The sequence below is a fragment of the Pseudomonas sp. NFACC13-1 genome, assembly GCF_900104425.1.
Lineage (GTDB): Bacteria > Pseudomonadota > Gammaproteobacteria > Pseudomonadales > Pseudomonadaceae > Aquipseudomonas > Aquipseudomonas fluorescens_AA.
The window spans coordinates 25,523-42,394 of the sequence record NZ_FMXV01000033.1; the positions used below are offsets into that span (position 1 = coordinate 25,523).

Genomic DNA, 16,872 nt, shown 5'->3' on the forward strand with positions numbered 1-16,872 from the left:
CGCGCCCTCTTCTTCCCCGCCGCGAGGCTGAATACCGTGATCGTCAAAGCGCTTCGAGTTGGCCTGGGCCAGCTCATCATCTTCATCGACTTCATCACCCGCCCAAGCAAGAAACAGCGCCCGGCCGAGGCCCAGGCGCAGGTCGACCAGGCCGCCCGCAGCCTGACGCTGTATCAATTCCACGCCTGCCCGTTCTGCGTGAAGACCCGCCGCACCTTGCGCCGCCTCAACGTACCGGTGGCGCTGCGCGATGCGAAGAACAACGCGCAGGATCGCCAGACGCTGCTGGAACAAGGCGGCAAGGTCAAAGTGCCGTGCCTGCGTATTGAAGAGAATGGCGAGACCACCTGGATGTATGAGTCCAAGGTAATCATTGAGTATCTGGATAAGCGGTTCTCTGCGGCCTGACCATTTTCTACTGTGACTACTGGCCTCATCGCGAGCAAGCTCGGCTCCCACAGGGGAAGGTGCTGAATACAAATTCAGCGTTCACCAAGGTCCTCTGTGGGAGTCGAGCTTGCTCGCGATGGGGCCCGGACAGCCACCACAAAGCCCCTGACATCAAGCCGCTTTAGCCGCCAACGCCTCCCGCACCACCCCCGCCAACCGCCTGAGCCCTTCATCCAGCCGCGCCGGGTCGATGTGGCTGAAGTTCAAGCGCAAGTGCCCCGGATGCTGGTCCGGCTCCGGGAAGAACGGCTCCCCCGGCATGAACGCGACGTCGGCCGCCAGCGCCGCGGCGAGCAAGGTGCGGGTGTCCAGCGGTTGCCTGAGGGTCAGCCAGAAAAACAACCCGCCCTGGGGCACGTTCCAGTCCGCGATATCAGAGAAATGCTTTTGCAACGCCGCCTGGAACCGATCGCGACGGTCCCGGTAGAAGTCCCTCAATTCACTCAAATGGCCGCGGTACTGCTCGGTACCGATCCATTGCAGTGCCTGCCATTGACCGATGCGGTTGGTGTGCAGGTCCGCCGACTGCTTGAGCCGCAGCAGGTGCGGGAACAAATCCGGACTGGCGATCAGGTAGCCCACCCGTAGCCCCGGCAACAGGGTTTTCGACACGGTACCGGTGTAGATCCAACTGGCCTTCTTCAAGCGACTGACGATCGGCGTGGCACTGCCGCCATCGAACGTCAACTCGCGATAAGGTTCGTCCTCGATCAGGGTGACGCCAAACTCGTCCAGCAGCGCCGCCACGGCATCGCGCTTGGCTTCGCTGTAGCGCACCGCCGAGGGGTTCTGGAACGTCGGAATCAGGTAAATGAACGCTGGCCGATGCCGCTCCAGGCGGGTCCGCAACTGGTGCAGGTCTGGGCCGTCGGCCTCCAGGGGCACGGTGATGCAGTCGGCGCCGAACAGTTGGAAAATCTGCAACGCCGCCAGGTAGGTCGGCGCTTCGAGCATCACTTCAGTGCCCACGTCGATATGCAGCTTGGCCGCCAGGTCGAGGGTTTGCTGGGAGCCGCTGACCACCAACACCTGACTCGCCTCACAGGCCAAACCCAGCCCCCGCGCCTGGGCCGCCAGGGCTTCACGCAGGGCCGGTTCGCCTTCGCTCATGCCGTACTGGCCCATGGACAACGGCATGGCCGTCCATTCCACCTTCGGCAGCATGGCTTCGGCCGGCAGGCCGCCGGCGAACGACATCACTTCAGGGCGCTGCGCCGCCGCGAGGATTTCTCGAATCAAAGAACTTTTGAGGCGCGAGACACGTTCGGAAAAAGCCATGGGGGTCACCTGTAGCGGGTCGCTGGAAGAATGAGTCAAACTGATTGACCGAAATTACTCCGACCTCTCTGGATACGTCAATATGATTGACCTTAAAAACCCGACCTCCCAACAAATGGCCATGGAAGCGTTTTTCTTCGGTTACCAGGCGTTCACTGCCAAGGCCGATGAAATGCTCGAGCGTCGTGGGTTGAGTCGGGTCCACCAGCGCATCGTTTTTTTCATCGCCCGCTACCCGTCCTTGAGCGTGAAGGAATTGCTGGCCCTGCTCGGGGTGAGCAAGCAGGCGCTGAACATGCCGTTGCGGCAGTTGATGGAAATGCACCTGGTGAACAGCGTCGCGTCCGAGACCGACAAGCGTAAGCGGCTGTTGGAGCTGACGGCCGAGGGCGAGCGGTTCGAACAGGCGTTGCGGCGTGAGCAGGTGAAATTGCTGGAGCGGGTGTTTGCCGAGGCTGGGGAGACGGCGGTGACTGGATGGTTGGCGGTGAACCTGGCACTGGGCAAGTCTGGCGACTGAGGGCGTCTGATCCGACGCTATCGCGAGCAAGCTCGCTCCCACAGGAGACGTCGCCAGACACAAATCTTGCATTCACCACAGCCCATTGTGGGAGCGAGCTCGCTCGCGATAGCGCCCGCAAGGGCGATATATCCCTATCGCCAGACATTTCGTCGACAACACAGAAAACATTATTTGCATTATTTGTATACAAAAGCATAATTCGCTTCGTGCGAGTTCCTGACCAAAAGGTCAACATACTTCGCCAGCCTTACCTGCCTCAGCGCATCGCAGCCTCCCCAGGGCGCTTGCGGTGCCGGAAATAACAATAAGACTCTTGAGGAGTACTCGCTGTGGAAAGCCGCAAACCCGAAGCCCGGACGCTGGACCTCTCGCCGCCACTGCGCAGTGGCTGGCTGGAACGCCTCTTCAAACTCAGCTTGCATGGCACCACGGTGAAGACCGAACTGATTGCCGGCCTGACGACCTTCATCACCATGGCCTACATCATCTTCGTCAACCCCAATATCATGGCCGATGCCGGCATCGACCACGGTGCCGCGTTCGTCGCCACCTGCATCGCCGCCGCCCTGGGCTGCCTGTTGATGGGCCTGTACGCCAACTGGCCGGTGGGCCTGGCACCGGGCATGGGCCTGAACGCCTTCTTCACCTACACCGTGGTCGGGACCATGGGCTACAACTGGGAAACCGCGTTGGGCGCGGTGTTCGTTTCCGGTGTGCTGTTCATGATCCTGACCCTGTCACGGGTGCGCGAATGGCTGCTCAACAGCATTCCCGTGAGCCTGCGGTTCGCCATGGGCGCGGGGGTCGGGTTGTTCCTCGGGCTGATCGGCCTGAAAACCGCCGGGATCATCGTCGACAGCCCCGCCACCCTGATCAAGCTCGGTTCGTTGCGTGAGCCCGGTCCGCTGTTGGCCGCGGTGTGCTTCCTGATGATCGCCGTGCTCAGTTACCACCGCGTGTTCGGGGCGATCCTGATCAGCATCATCGCCGTGACCCTGGCCGGTTGGGGGCTGGGGTTGGTGCAGTACAACGGCGTCATGTCGACCCCACCCAGCCTGGCCCCGACCTGGATGGCGATGGACGTGGCCGGTGTGTTCAACGTCAGCATGATCAGCGTGGTGCTGGCCTTCCTGTTCGTGCACATGTTCGACACCGCCGGCACCTTGATGGGCGTTGCCCAGCGCGCCGGGCTGGTGAAAGCCGATGGCAAGATCGAGAACCTGTCCCGCGCCTTGAAAGCCGACAGCGCCTCCAGCGTATTCGGCGCCATGGTCGGTGTGCCGCCGGTGACCAGCTACGTCGAAAGTGCCGCCGGTGTGGCCGCCGGTGGCCGCACGGGGCTTACCGCCGTGACCGTCGGTGTGCTATTTATTGCCGCCATGTTCTTCGCGCCGCTGGCCGGGATGATCCCGGCCTATGCCACCGCCGGCGCGCTGATCTACGTGGCCATGCTGATGATGGGCGGCATGGCCCACATCGAATGGGACGAACCGACCGACAGCATTCCAGCCATCGTCACGGCCATCATGATGCCCCTGACGTTCTCGGTCGCCGACGGTATCGCCCTGGGGTTCATCACCTACGTGGTGCTCAAGGCCGGCACCGGTAAACACAAGGAAATCTCCGTCAGCCTGTGGGTGCTCTGCGCGATCTTCATCGCCAAGTTCATCTTCTTGTAAGCGATACCGTATCCACCCCGCCTCACCCCTTGGGTGAGGCTTTTGTCCATCAGGAGCAAAGCAATGAATCTGGAAACCTGGCTGTTGTTCAGTGGCGCCGCCTTGGTGGTGATCCTCATCCCCGGCCCGCTGTCGCTGTTGATGATCGGCAACAGCCTGAACTACGGCCTGCGCCGCTCGTACCCGGCATTCCTCGGCGGGGTGATCGCGTCGATCTGCCTGCTGAGCGCTTCGGCGCTGGGGCTCGGTGCGTTGCTGCTGGCGTCGGAGCAATTGTTCAGCGCCCTGAAAATCGTCGGTGCCCTGTACCTGTTCTACCTGGCCTGGCAGAGCTGGCAACAATCGCGGCAACCTGCCCAAGGCGCCGAAGTGCCCCAGGCCGCCGCGGTGCCACGTTTCCGCGCGTTGTTCGGCCGGGCGTTCGTGCTGGGCGCCAGCAATCCGAAGGACATCCTGTTCTTTGCCGCGTTCCTGCCGCAGTTCCTGAGCGCCGAACAACCCTTCCTGCCGCAGCTGCTGATCATGATCGCCACCTGGACCGTACTCGACCTGCTCTGCAAACTGGCCTACGGCCTCGGCGCCCACGGCGCGGCGCGCTATCTGCGTACCGGCAAGGGCCAGAGCTGGTTCAATCGCATCAGCGCGGGCCTGTTTGGCGGCGCGGGTGCAGCCTCCTTAATGTCCGCCCACTGAACCCTCGGCTTTGCGAATGCCTTTGTGTGCGGCATTCGCAAAACATCGCAACAACCCATCGATATACAGCACTCGGGAAAACACCTTACATAGAGGGCCAATTCAAACATCGTTGAACAAGGAAGTTCACAATGGCCCAACTTATAGCGCCCTCTTGCGCTACTGACGACCGGGGTGTCGTCATTAGCGATATTGTCTTTCAGGCCAATGAGCATACGATCGAGACGCTCGACTTCAAAGTCGCCGATCAATCGCGACTCAATCCGGAACACAAGCACCGGCAAGCCCAACTCGAAGTCGTCGACAAACTTTACGGCCCGCTCCAGATCGGCTCCGTAGCCGTGACCCGCTCCGCCCTGAATGCACTGGGTGCAACCACTGACGGTCAGGTATTAAACGGTGAAAACAGTTTCTTTCGCATCGCCAGTCGTTTTTTCCTGGACTCACTGCAGTTCAATGCAGCGGATGTCGAAACTCATATAAAACTGACCGCCGATGCAAACGACTACCGCCTGCCGACATTGCTTTTTGAAATAGCCAGCCAACGCTCACGCTCTGCGCGCCCATTATTAAGAGCCAACCTTGCAGTACAGACTGAAGCGGGCAGTTATCACAATATCCTGGAAAAACTCCTGAAGTCTGCACAGGGCCTCGACCCTCATCAGTTTGCCCAGACTTCACTGAACTGGGTAAACAAGACCAAGAGCCAGATCCTCATCCCCACCGGCCTGGGACTCCAGGCCTTCGGAATCTACAGCGGCCTGCGCGGCCTGCAAGACGCCATCCGCAACAAGGACGACTACCAGACCCTGTTCAACGGCGCCAGCGTGGCCGCCGAAGTGGCTTCCTTGGGCGTCGAAGCGCTGGTGACCCGACAAGCCACGCAAATGATCCGGGCCGGTCAGCGCTCCCTGGGGGATTTCGCGAAAACCACCTTCGCGACTCGACTGGCTCGGGGGAGTGGGCTGATTGCCAGCGTGTTGACCCTGCCTTTCGATATCGTCTCCGCGGTTGACGCTTTCAAGGCCGCCGCCAACGCGAGTGGCAAAGCGGCCACCGATCATTACGTCAGCGCCGCCTTGAGCGTCACCAGCGCCGCCATGACCCTGACCATCGGCTTGGCCGCGCTGGCGGGCTTCAGTTCAGCCGGTCCGGTGGGCCTTGCCGCCGGGCTTATCCTGGTGGTCGGGTCACAGGTCTGGGGGGCGATTCGCCAGGTCGATGAGATCGACGACTACATAACCCTCAGTGCCCACGAGCGCCTGCGAACGGGTTGGTTCGCCTTCTGGACAATCAGCCCTGACGACGATATCCAGGAGCGCTACACCCTCGCCAAGGCGACCGCCGAACACACCAGGCAACTGCGGGCCAACGCCTTGACCTTGCTCAAGGGCCCGTTGAAAGACAGTACCGAGGCGATCGTGAACGGTCGATTCACCGTAGAACTCGAGCGAGTGACCTACAACACCTGGAACTGGTGGACCGGCGAAAAGTATCAGGCAACGAACACGCGCCCGAAAATCAAGGACAGCGATGACTGGATTGATGCCCGCCAAGGCGTCACGCTCGAAACGCCTGGCGCAGTCATCGAAGCGGCGGCGGAGCACAAAGGCATCCGTTGGTACATCGGCGGCGGCAATGACACGGTTTTCGGGGTTGAAAACAAGCCGAACGTTTTCCACTACGGATCAGGCGTCAAGCGGCTGAGGGGCGGCGCGAAAGACGATGTATTCGTTTTCGAAGGCTCGACATCCATTACCCCGGGAGACGAAGTGCCTGCGCCGAACCGGCTGGTCGGTGGCTCGGGTAACGACACGTTGATACTGGCCGGCAATCCCGGCCATGGCCAGGTGCTGCGACTGGGTTATCACATCGACCTGGAGGCTGGGCAAGCGTCCATCATCACTCAGGAAGTTCCCAGGAGCGAAAGCGGACAGTATCGCCACGCGCTTCTTGAAGGCATCGAACATGTGGAAATCCTTGAGGGCGGCACCCATGTCATCAAGGGCAGCGCCGACGCGAACATCATCAAGTCCCGGGGCAACGATCTCATCGAGGCTGGCGCGGGAGACGACCGGATCTTCATTCTCGGTGGCAACAACCGCAACGCCGACGGCGGGCCTGGGGACGATGCCTACGTCATCGCCCACAAACCCGGCCACGTATCGATCACCGAGGACGGCATGGGCAGCAGCGTCATTTCCCTGGACTGGCGCGCCGACCTGATTGAAAGCTGGGTGATCGAGCAGGGCAACCTGGTGATCACGTCGTGCTTCGATGGCAACGACAGGGAGTCACGCAAAGTCACCCTCAACAATGTCTATGCCGATACGGACTATCCAAGAGCATTACAGAACAACCGCCTGACCTTCACGACAAAGGACGGCTTCCACTGGGTGCCAGACCTGCCGGAGACGCTGGAGCACGACAGCCCCCTCGTCATTGAAGCGGTCATGGTGCAACACGGCATCCCCCGGAACCCGGCCATCCTCAATGACCGAAGCGAGCGCTGGGTGGCCCACGATAAGGACACGAGCTACTACGTTTCCCGGTTGATTGAATTCACCACGCTCAAGGTGAGACAGAAAAGTGAGTATTGCACCACGCTTCACCTGGACTATGCCCATCGCGAACTGACCCGGGTCGAAGCTCACTACAACGCCTATGTCATCCAGGAGGACGGAGGGGACACGGTGAAATATGGTGAGTGCGGTCTCACCCTGGATTTTGGCAGTCGCCGTGTCGTCCTGAACAACCTGGCCCGTTCCGACGAGCGCTACAGCGCACGGACAAAGACCACCGGGCGACGTGCGTTTTCCGCATTGGATTCGCAGCACACGTTTATCCTGATCATGCGCGACGGCGCCTCCTACCGCCTGGCCATCCCCACCCCCAACCCCGCGCGGTTGCTGGATAAAGGATTCATCGACAAGGATCCGGTGCAATGGAAGGCACAAGCCCCCCTTTCACTCACGCCGACCAGAAAGCACTACGCGTTTCTCCAGCCCCTGGATAAGAAGCCCCATCCCATGGGCAGCCAGGCCACCTGCGCGATGCTCACGCCAGCCGTTGAGCAGACCGGTATCGAAGTGCTGACAGGCCAAGGCTCCACGTACCTTGTCCACCTGAGCCCGGGCATGACACTACGGCTGACCACGCCAGGCGCACTGGCCGGCGCCAATCCACGACTGCCCCAGGCATCCACCTGGGAACTCGACGCCACCCGCCTCGGAGAGGTCGAGATCAAACTGGCCAATAACCTGCTGCAGGTAGGCACGACGATCCTTCATCTACCCGCCTATGCAGAGGACGACCTCGTCGACCAGATACGCGTCATCACGGCCCAGGGGGTCGTCCATGCAGTCGACAGCCTGTTCGAGCGCGTCTATGTAACGGCACTGGACGGCCGGTATTTTTCGCCCCCGGTCGATCCCGAAGCCGCCCTGCCCCCAGAATTGTCACGGTTAGCATCGGCACAACTGAGAGTCTCCAACGTGGCGCTCAAAGATGGCTCGCCTGGCTCACTGAGTTATCACCTCAAGGCGCGCCAGTGGACCCTCGATAGCGATGAATCCCGGGTCATCGCCGCAACGAGGCTAAGAAAAACCAACTTGTGCGATCACCATCTCAGCCTTTATCAGGACCTGGCTCGCGAAGGGCTCAGCCAGAATCCCCCCCTGGACGACGAGGCGCTGCGCTTGTTGCGCGAACAGTGCGTGAAATGGGCCGAAGGCACGACGTTGAACAAGTCACTGATGCTTGCGCAGGCCATCGCGCTGAGCCCGACTTTTGGCCTGGAACTTCCTCATTGGCGTTGGCTGCTCTCCCCAGGCGAGATCGCCTCCAGACAGACCTAGCCCTGACGAGCGACTGCGAACGTCTCTTGCAGACGCAATACATATGTACTGCACCCGCCCGTTGATTTTCCAAGAACATCTTCCAGCGCGTTGCCCGTCAATCCACACGACGGGCGATGACGTATTCATTGTCCATACTTTTCAAATTCAAGAGCGCAAACGTCAATGAGCCCCAGAAAAAACACCCGCCCCAACGTTCCAACTTCGCCTCCCGATACGCCCCACGGCAGTCGCGATACCACCCCCGAAAGCTTGCCCAGGAGCCCTATCAGGGTCGATGGCAACGATTCGTCGCCCGGCTCGTCGCCTGGGCGACAAACCGAAGCCGCTGACGCCCAGGCCACGGTGGTCCAGGTAGCGGAACTCACCTCCCAAGCCGCCATCGCCCATGTGCCCGCCTCGCTATCGCTGGACAATTATTACCTTTCCCCCGAGCTGATCCCCATGCTGTCGGACCCGGACCCGACCTCCGGGATCCAGACATTCAGGACCCGGACTTACGTCAAACTTGCCGAAGGTGGGACGGTGCTATTGGGGCGCGATGCCGACCAAAACTACCGGGCGCGCTCAAGCGCTGAGCTCGTTGCGTCCGGCCCCCGCCTGGAACAAGTCGAAGGCAGCCTGCTGTGGCGACAGGTTTCCCACGGCAGCGACTCCACGCTCACCATTACCCGCTACAACGTGCCGGACGATGATCCTCTGGAAGGGCCCGCGCCCAAGCGCCAGCGCACGGCGCCACCCTCCAGTGAAGTCGCAGTGGAAACCACCCCGGTTTTTCGCAAGGAATGGGGGGTCGAGCCAAAGCTCACCCTGCCGGCCTTCATCACCATCGGCGACGTTCACTATAAGCGGGTGACACGTGTCGACGCACGGGACTACCCCATTGCCTATATTCAGCAACCTGGCCATCCCGCCTATGATTTTGACCTGCTGGAGGCCATCCTCAGGCATACCCCGGACGAGCAGCCCCGAAGCGTAATCCGCGTGCCGCCGGACAACCATTGGGAGATCGATGCCAGGCTTCCCTTCGAGAAACCGCTGACGGCTTATGTCAGGGAAGTGTTTCCCGAGGTCACCACCGTCACCCTGGAAAATATCGCCAGAAGGCAGTTCGAACTCGCCAACAGCTCCTCGATCGCCGACGCTGCGGGCCTGACCGCACTGAGGCAGATTTTCCATAGCTGGAAAAACGCCGTTCCCTCGCCCCATCCGCAATGGACCGACCCCTTGCTGATGCTGCCCGTGCTCCCGACCTCTTCAGGGATTACGAGCGCTTCGCGTTCGATAGACCTGCCCATTTCCACCTCGACGGGGAGACTGGATCGGCTGGACTTCGACCCCCTACGGTTCCCGCGAGAGTGGAATTTCTTCATGTCGACCTACTCGCCGATGGACCTCAAACGCTTCATGGCCGGCATCCTGACGCGCAATGGCTACACGGTCATGGAGCCCAACAGTTTCAATAGCTTTCCGGCGCTGGTGTTTCGGCGCACCGGGCATGAATATGTATTTTTCATGAGCCTGCATCGCACTCGCATGCCGAAACTCTCCCTGCCCACCCACATGAATCCCAACACCACCGGCATCAACCTGGAGACCCAGGTCGGCGACGCTGCCGCACAAGCGGTCAAGGACGCCCATCAGGCCGGCAAAATCATCTGGCTAAAGGGCGGTTCACAGATCCGGCCTGGTTACGCGGACACTGTCTTTATCATTCGGGATGACAACGCCAGGCTGTAGGCTGGCGGCAAAAAAAAAGCCCGCAGTGTGAGCGGGCGAAAAACCAAAGAAGCGCCATGCGCAGTCGCTTCCAGGAGAGGCAGCTGCTTGGGGGATCAACTGCCTCGATAGGTGGAATAGGCGTAGGGCGAAATCAGCAGGGGCACGTGATAATGCTCCTGCTCGGCCGAAATACCGAAGCGCAGCACCACCACATCCAGGAACGCCGGATCGGGCAGTTGGACGCCACGGGCGCGGTAATAATCGCCGGCATGAAATTGCAGCTGATAGACGCCCGAACGGTAGTCCTCCCCTTGCAACAGCGGTGCGTCGCAGCGACCATCGCTGTTGGTCTGCGCGCTGGCGACCAGCTGCAATTGCGAGCCCTCCACACGGTACAACTCGATCTTGATCGCGCTGCCCGGGCAGCCATGTGCAGCATCCAAAACGTGAGTAGTCAAACGTCCCATTGCTTGTGCGCGCCTCGCTGCGGGCAGCCCGGCACGACGCCTCCTGATCAGTTGAAAGACAGACCGCACCGTTTCGGAGCACGAAACGCCACGGCGATGAGCGAATTAAGACACTTTAATAGAAAATTGTACACAATAAAAAACAAGAATTTCCCCTATATGATCCTTCACGGCGCGCCCGCCCAAGATTCGAGCCGAACCAACACCTACATGATTCCTCCAGGGATTAATTGACCAAGTGGGCAGGTTTCTTGCAACGTTTCTTGCAATGGAGAAACGCCAGGACCCGCCATGAAAAATGCAAAAAATCAGGCTTACAAATTGCGCATAAAGTTGTATACAATCACTCCATCGTCGTGACGCCAGCCTATATTTCATCATCAGGGCGCCACCCACATGGTTCGAACAAGAAGGAAGACTGCAGTGAGCGCTGACTACCCACGCGACCTGATCGGTTACGGCAATAACCCTCCCCATCCCCAATGGCCGGGCAATGCCCGCATCGCGTTGTCCTTCGTGCTCAACTACGAAGAAGGTGGCGAACGCAACGTCCTGCATGGCGACAAGGAATCCGAAGCGTTCCTTTCGGAGATGGTCGCCGCGCAACCGCTGCAGGGCGAGCGCAACATGAGCATGGAGTCGCTGTACGAGTATGGCAGCCGCGCCGGTGTCTGGCGGGTCCTCAAGCTGTTCAAGGAGTTCGATATCCCACTGACCATTTTCGCCGTGGCCATGGCCGCCCAGCGTCATCCGGACGTGATTCGCGCCATGGTCGCCGCCGGTCACGAAATCTGCAGCCACGGCTATCGCTGGATCGACTACCAATACATGGATGAGGCCCAGGAGCGCGACCACATGCTCGAAGCGATCCGCATCCTCACCGAAATCACTGGCGAGCGTCCGCTGGGCTGGTACACCGGCCGCACCGGCCCGAACACCCGCCGGCTGGTGATGGAAGAAGGCGGTTTTCTCTACGACAGCGACACCTACGACGACGACCTGCCCTACTGGGAACCGAACACCCCGAACGGCAAGCCGCACCTGGTGATTCCCTACACCCTCGACACCAACGACATGCGCTTCACCCAGGTGCAGGGCTTCAACAAGGGTGACGATTTTTTCCAATACCTCAAGGACGCTTTCGACGTGCTGTATGCCGAAGGCGCCGAGGCGCCGAAGATGCTGTCCATCGGGCTGCATTGCCGGCTGATCGGTCGCCCCGCGCGCCTGGCATCCCTCAAGCGCTTCCTCGAATACGTCAAAGGCCATGAACACGTCTGGTTCAGCCGTCGTGTCGACATCGCCCGCCACTGGCAGCAGGTCCACCCGTACCAAGGGGCATCGAATCCAGGAGCCTCGAAATGACCGCCTTCCAGACCCTCAAGCCTTCCACCTTGAGCCGCGAAGCCTTCGTCCGGGCTTTCGCCGACATCTACGAACATTCGCCCTGGGTCGCCGAAAAGGCGTTTGACCTGGGCCAGGATCCCTCGATCGACGAGATCGAGACCCTGCACCAGCGCATGAGCGACATCCTGTTGAGCGCCGATCACGCCAGCCAACTGGCGCTGATCAACGCCCACCCGGACCTGGCCGGCAAAGCCGCCGTCCAGGGCCAACTGACCGAAGCCAGCACGAACGAACAGGCCGGCGCCGGTATTCACCAATGCACGGCCGAAGAGTTTCAACGCTTCACCGAGCTGAACGACGCCTACAAGGCCAAGTTCAAGTTTCCCTTCATCATGGCGGTAAAAGGCAGCAACCGGCACCAGATCCTCGCGGCATTCGAAACGCGCATCCATCACTCGGCAGACGCCGAATTCAAATGCGCGCTGGCAGAGATCAACAAGATCGCGTTGTTCCGATTACTGACCCTTTAGCGAGCAGTCCTGAACCCTGGAACCTGCAAGCATCCCCAGCCAACTTATTTAAAGGCAGACAAGAAGAATGAAAGCTTACGCCGTACCTTTCGAGAAGTTCGTCAACCTGGCCGACGCCCGCCTGGGCACCAAGATCATCTCGGTCACCGATGACTGGTTCGCCGACGCCAACCGCCTGTTCCAGCCGACCCCGGCCGTGTGGAAGGAGGGCGTGTTCGATGATAACGGCAAGTGGATGGACGGCTGGGAATCGCGGCGCAAGCGCTTCGAAGGCTACGACAGCGCGGTGATCCGCCTGGGTGTGGCGGGCTCGATCAAGGGCGTGGACATCGACACTTCATTCTTCACCGGCAACTACCCACCGTCGGCCTCCCTCGAAGCCTGCTTCCTGACCGAAGGCGAGCCGGACGATAACACCCAGTGGACTGAAGTGCTGTCAGCCGTGGAGTTGCAAGGCAACAGCCACCACTACCACGAGATCAGCAACGACCAGGCCTTCAGCCACCTGCGTTTCAACATCTACCCCGATGGCGGCGTGGCCCGCTTGCGGGTCTACGGCATTCCGTACCGCGACTGGTCGGCCGTGGGCGACAACGAACAGATCGACCTGGCCGCCGCCCTCAACGGTGGCCGCGCCCTGGCCTGCTCCGACGAGCACTTCGGCCGCATGAGCAATATCCTCAACCCGGGTCGTGGCGTGAACATGGGCGATGGCTGGGAAACCGCCCGTCGTCGTACCCCGGGCAATGACTGGGTCATCGTCGCCCTGGGCCATGCCGGCGAGGTGGAGAAAGTCATCGTCGACACCCTGCACTTCAAGGGCAACTACCCCGACAGCTGCTCGATCCAGGGCGCGTTCGTCAAGGGCGGCACCGACAGCCAAATCGAAACCCAGTCGCTGTTCTGGCGCGAACTGCTGCCGAGCCAGAAGCTGGAGATGCACGCCGAACACACCTTCGCCGAGCAGATCAAGGCCCTGGGGCCCATCACCCACATCCGCCTCAATGTATTCCCGGATGGTGGCGTGAGTCGTCTGCGGGTTTTGGGCAAGGTCGCTAAATAAGCGGTGAGGCCAATCGCGAGCAGGCTCGCTCCCACAGGGGGTACGCGGTCAAATGTGGGAGCGAGCCTGCTCGCGATAGCAATCGAACCAACAACACAGATTTTTTTGGATAAGAAGACCAGCATGCGCACACTCAAGATCGAACCGTTGACCAAAGAAGCCTTCGCCCCGTTCGGTGACGTGATCGAAACCGACGGCAGCGATCACTTCATGATCAACAACGGTTCGACCATGCGCTTCCATCGCCTGGCGACGGTGCAAACCGCCACGCCGGACGATCAGGCGATCATCAGCATCTTCCGCGCCGACGCGCTGGACATGCCGTTGACCGTACGCATGCTGGAGCGCCATCCGCTGGGCAGCCAGGCCTTCATTCCGCTGCTCGGCAACCCCTTTCTGATCGTGGTCGCGCCACTTGGCGATGCACCTGTATCAGGCTTGGTCCGCGCCTTCGTCACCAACGGCAGGCAGGGCATTAATTACCATCGCGGCGTCTGGCACCACCCGGTGCTGACGATCGAAAAGCGGGATGACTTCCTGGTGGTTGATCGCAGTGGCACAGGCAATAACTGCGATGAGCATTTCTTCAAAGAGGACGAGTGTTTGGTCCTCGCCCCCCACCAATAAGAGAAGGTCCGATCACGCGCAGACAAGCGTGACGGGCGAGAGGTAAAGACTGTGGAAGCACATATGCTGGAATGGCTGAACCTGAGCGTGCGCTGGGTTCATATGATCACTGGCGTGGCCTGGATCGGCGCGTCGTTCTACTTCGTCTGGCTGGAAAACAACCTCAACCGCGTCAACCCCAGGAGTGGCCTGGCCGGCGACCTGTGGGCCATCCACGGTGGCGGCATCTACCACCTGGAAAAATACAAGCTCGCACCACCGTCCATGCCGGACAACCTGCACTGGTTCAAATGGGAAGCCTATTTCACCTGGATGTCGGGTATCGCCCTGCTGTGCGTGGTGTTCTATTGGAACCCGACCGTCTACCTGCTGGCCCCCGGCAGCGGCCTGAGCGGCCCCGAAGGCGTCGCCTTGGGTATCGGCTCGCTGTTCGTCGGCTGGTTCGTCTATTCCTTCCTGTGCGACTCGGCCCTGGGCAAGCGCCCAGCCTTGCTCGGCCTGATCCTGTTCGTGCTGTTGATCGCCGCGGCCTACGGGTTCAGCAAAGTGTTCAGCGGTCGCGGTGCCTACCTGCATGTCGGGGCGGTCATCGGCACGATCATGGTGGGCAACGTGTTCCGCATCATCATGCCGGCACAACGCGCCCTGGTGGCGGCGATCGCCGAGAACCGCACACCCGATCCGGCGTTGCCGGCCAAGGGCTTGTTGCGTTCGCGCCACAACAACTACTTCACCTTGCCGGTGCTGTTCATCATGATCAGCAACCATTTCCCGAGCACCTACGGCAGCCCATACAACTGGCTGATCCTGGCCGGTATCGCCGTGGCGGCGGTGTTGGTGCGGCATTACTTCAACACGCGCCATGACAGCAACCGATTTGCCTGGACGCTGCCGGTCGGCGCCCTGGCGATGATCTGCCTGGCTTATGTCACCGGCCCCAAACCCATGCCCAGCGCACCGGACGTGGCCAAGGCACCCGACGTGATCGAATACCAACCGTTGCCGGAAACGGCAGTGGGCGGCGGCGCGAAACCGGCGACCGCCCCCGCCGCACCGGCCTCGGCGCCTGCTCAGGCCGCCAACGCCCAGGGCCCCTCGTTCGAGAAGGTCCACAGCGTGATCCAGGAACGCTGCTCGGTCTGCCACTCGGCCAAGCCCACCAGCCCGCTGTTCAGTACCGCGCCGGGCGGAGTGATGTTCGACACGCCGCAGCAGATCCAGCAACAGGCCGCGCGCATCCAGGCCCAAGCCGTGACCAGCCAGATCATGCCGTTGGGCAACATCACTCAGATGACCCAGCAGGAACGCGACCTGATCGGCGCGTGGATCAACCAGGGCGCGCGCGCCAACTGAGCCACGCGCGCCAACACCGTTAATCGTCATACCGCTGACAGGTCGACCGGCACACCACCGGTCCCCCGTCAGCGACTGCCTGCGCCTCAACAATAAAAACAAGAGGAAAGCACCCGATGACCAAGCCCCGCCATCACGCCCCAAATTCGCCGCGCATGCGCTGTTGCAGGGCACTTGAGCCCTTCGAGGCAAGCCCGTATCCTGCGCGGCCGTTTGAAGCAGGCCTACAACAAAATCCCTTCCGATCCTGACCGGACCGCCAACTTGTTGCGGCGTTGGCGGACATGACGCGCCTCTGAAAACAGCTTTTCCGACTGATCAAAAAACCGCAAGGCACGCCATTTCCGGTTTTTTCCGGACTTGGCTCAGCGCTTGCTATCAGCATTCGCCACGCTCAAAAAGCTGACCGAACGGATGTTTTTAATCCATGGAAAAAGGCGCCACACCAGAGCGCTGACTGAAAAAAGCAGTACCACTTACCTTTGGGAGCAAACCGAATGAAACGTACGTGCACCAGCCTGATACTCGCAGGATCCTTGCTGGTCGCAGGCCAGGCGATGGCCGACGATCTGTTCCAATGGCAGAACAACAGCCTGACCTACCTGTATGGCAAGGATTTCCAGGTCAACCCGCGTATCCAGCAGACCGTGACCTTCGAACACGCCGATGCCTGGAAATACGGGGACAACTTCTTCTTCCTCGACCGGATCTTCTACAACGGCCAGGACGACAGCCAGTCCGGCCCGAATACCTACTATGGCGAGTTCAGCCCGCGCCTGTCGTTCGGCAAGATCTTCGACCAGAAGCTGGAACTGGGCCCGATCAAGGATGTGCTGCTGGCCATGACCTATGAGTTCGGGGAAGGTGACAACGAGTCCTACCTGATCGGCCCGGGCTTCGACCTGGCCATTCCCGGCTTCGACTACTTCCAGCTGAACTTCTACAACCGCCAGACCGAAGGCCCGCGCGCCGGCGACAATGTCTGGCAGATCACCCCGGCCTGGGCCTACACCATACCGGTGGGTTCTTCCGACATCCTGATCGACGGCTTCATCGACTGGGTGGTGGACAACGACACCAACGACAAGGGCACCTACCACGCCAACCTGCACATCAACCCGCAGATCAAATATGACCTGGGCAAGGCCTTGAAGCTTGGCGCCAAGCAGCTGTATGTGGGCGTGGAGTATGACTACTGGAAGAACAAATACGGGATCGAAGACAGCGAAGGGTTCAAGACCAACCAGAGCAACACCAGCTTCTTGCTCAAGTATCACTTCTAA

The 16,872-nt window shown here is 60.6% G+C and carries 14 protein-coding genes; 12 read left to right on the forward strand and 2 right to left on the reverse strand.

The features are described from left to right. Positions 1-36: 36 nt before the first annotated feature. Positions 37-408, forward strand: a complete 372-nt coding sequence (locus tag BLQ55_RS27620; protein ID WP_092201741.1) for a glutathione S-transferase N-terminal domain-containing protein — start codon at positions 37-39, stop codon at positions 406-408. Between the two features lie 153 nt (positions 409-561). Here the strand turns inward: BLQ55_RS27620 and BLQ55_RS27625 are convergent, their stop codons facing one another. Beyond that, positions 562-1,728: an aminotransferase-like domain-containing protein gene (locus BLQ55_RS27625; protein ID WP_092258617.1), complete on the reverse strand. Its 1,167-nt coding sequence runs from the start codon at positions 1,726-1,728 to the stop codon at positions 562-564. 82 nt (positions 1,729-1,810) lie between these two features. Here BLQ55_RS27625 and BLQ55_RS27630 point away from each other — a divergent pair, with 82 nt between their 5' ends. The 5 genes from BLQ55_RS27630 (at position 1,811) to BLQ55_RS27650 (ending at position 10,220) form a co-directional block, all read left to right on the forward strand. Beyond that, on the forward strand, positions 1,811-2,248 hold the full coding sequence (locus BLQ55_RS27630) for a MarR family winged helix-turn-helix transcriptional regulator (RefSeq protein ID WP_092201737.1): 438 nt from the start codon (positions 1,811-1,813) through the stop codon (positions 2,246-2,248). A gap of 332 nt (positions 2,249-2,580) precedes the next feature. After that, a complete protein-coding gene (locus BLQ55_RS27635; protein WP_092201735.1) occupies positions 2,581-3,930 on the forward strand; it encodes an NCS2 family permease in 1,350 nt (449 codons plus the stop codon). Between the two features lie 63 nt (positions 3,931-3,993). Continuing rightward, complete coding sequence (locus BLQ55_RS27640) at positions 3,994-4,623, forward strand: LysE family translocator (RefSeq protein ID WP_072406504.1); 630 nt, start codon at positions 3,994-3,996, stop codon at positions 4,621-4,623. 131 nt (positions 4,624-4,754) lie between these two features. Next, positions 4,755-8,480: a calcium-binding protein gene (locus tag BLQ55_RS27645; RefSeq protein WP_092258620.1), complete on the forward strand. Its 3,726-nt coding sequence runs from the start codon at positions 4,755-4,757 to the stop codon at positions 8,478-8,480. Positions 8,481-8,645: 165 nt separating this feature from the next. Beyond that, positions 8,646-10,220 carry a hypothetical protein gene (locus tag BLQ55_RS27650; protein WP_092258623.1) on the forward strand — a complete coding sequence of 525 codons (1,575 nt, stop codon included), beginning with the start codon at positions 8,646-8,648 and terminating at the stop codon, positions 10,218-10,220. Positions 10,221-10,315: 95 nt separating this feature from the next. Here BLQ55_RS27650 and uraH read toward each other — a convergent pair whose 3' ends face one another. Further along, positions 10,316-10,669 (reverse strand): hydroxyisourate hydrolase, encoded by a 354-nt coding sequence (gene uraH, locus BLQ55_RS27655; RefSeq protein ID WP_092201729.1) that lies wholly within the window; start codon positions 10,667-10,669, stop codon positions 10,316-10,318. A 423-nt stretch (positions 10,670-11,092) separates the two neighbouring features. On the opposite strand from uraH, the gene puuE reads away from it, so the two are divergent. The 6 genes from puuE to BLQ55_RS27690 all read left to right on the forward strand — a co-directional run bounded on the left by puuE (position 11,093) and on the right by BLQ55_RS27690 (position 16,872). After that, entirely contained in the window at positions 11,093-12,034 is a 942-nt protein-coding gene (gene puuE / locus BLQ55_RS27665; RefSeq protein ID WP_092201725.1) for an allantoinase PuuE, read from the forward strand. Next, positions 12,031-12,546, forward strand: a complete 516-nt coding sequence (gene uraD, locus BLQ55_RS27670; RefSeq protein ID WP_072406513.1) for a 2-oxo-4-hydroxy-4-carboxy-5-ureidoimidazoline decarboxylase — start codon at positions 12,031-12,033, stop codon at positions 12,544-12,546. The genes puuE and uraD overlap by 4 nt, the downstream gene beginning before the upstream one ends. A gap of 67 nt (positions 12,547-12,613) precedes the next feature. Further along, positions 12,614-13,609: an allantoicase gene (gene alc / locus BLQ55_RS27675; protein ID WP_092258626.1), complete on the forward strand. Its 996-nt coding sequence runs from the start codon at positions 12,614-12,616 to the stop codon at positions 13,607-13,609. 123 nt (positions 13,610-13,732) lie between these two features. Continuing rightward, the gene (locus BLQ55_RS27680; RefSeq protein WP_092201719.1) at positions 13,733-14,236 is read left to right on the forward strand and encodes an ureidoglycolate lyase; all 504 of its coding nucleotides are present in this window, start codon (positions 13,733-13,735) and stop codon (positions 14,234-14,236) included. A gap of 51 nt (positions 14,237-14,287) precedes the next feature. After that, entirely contained in the window at positions 14,288-15,589 is a 1,302-nt protein-coding gene (locus BLQ55_RS27685) for a urate hydroxylase PuuD (RefSeq protein ID WP_092258629.1), read from the forward strand. Between the two features lie 497 nt (positions 15,590-16,086). Next, positions 16,087-16,872: an outer membrane protein OmpK gene (locus tag BLQ55_RS27690; RefSeq protein WP_092201715.1), complete on the forward strand. Its 786-nt coding sequence runs from the start codon at positions 16,087-16,089 to the stop codon at positions 16,870-16,872.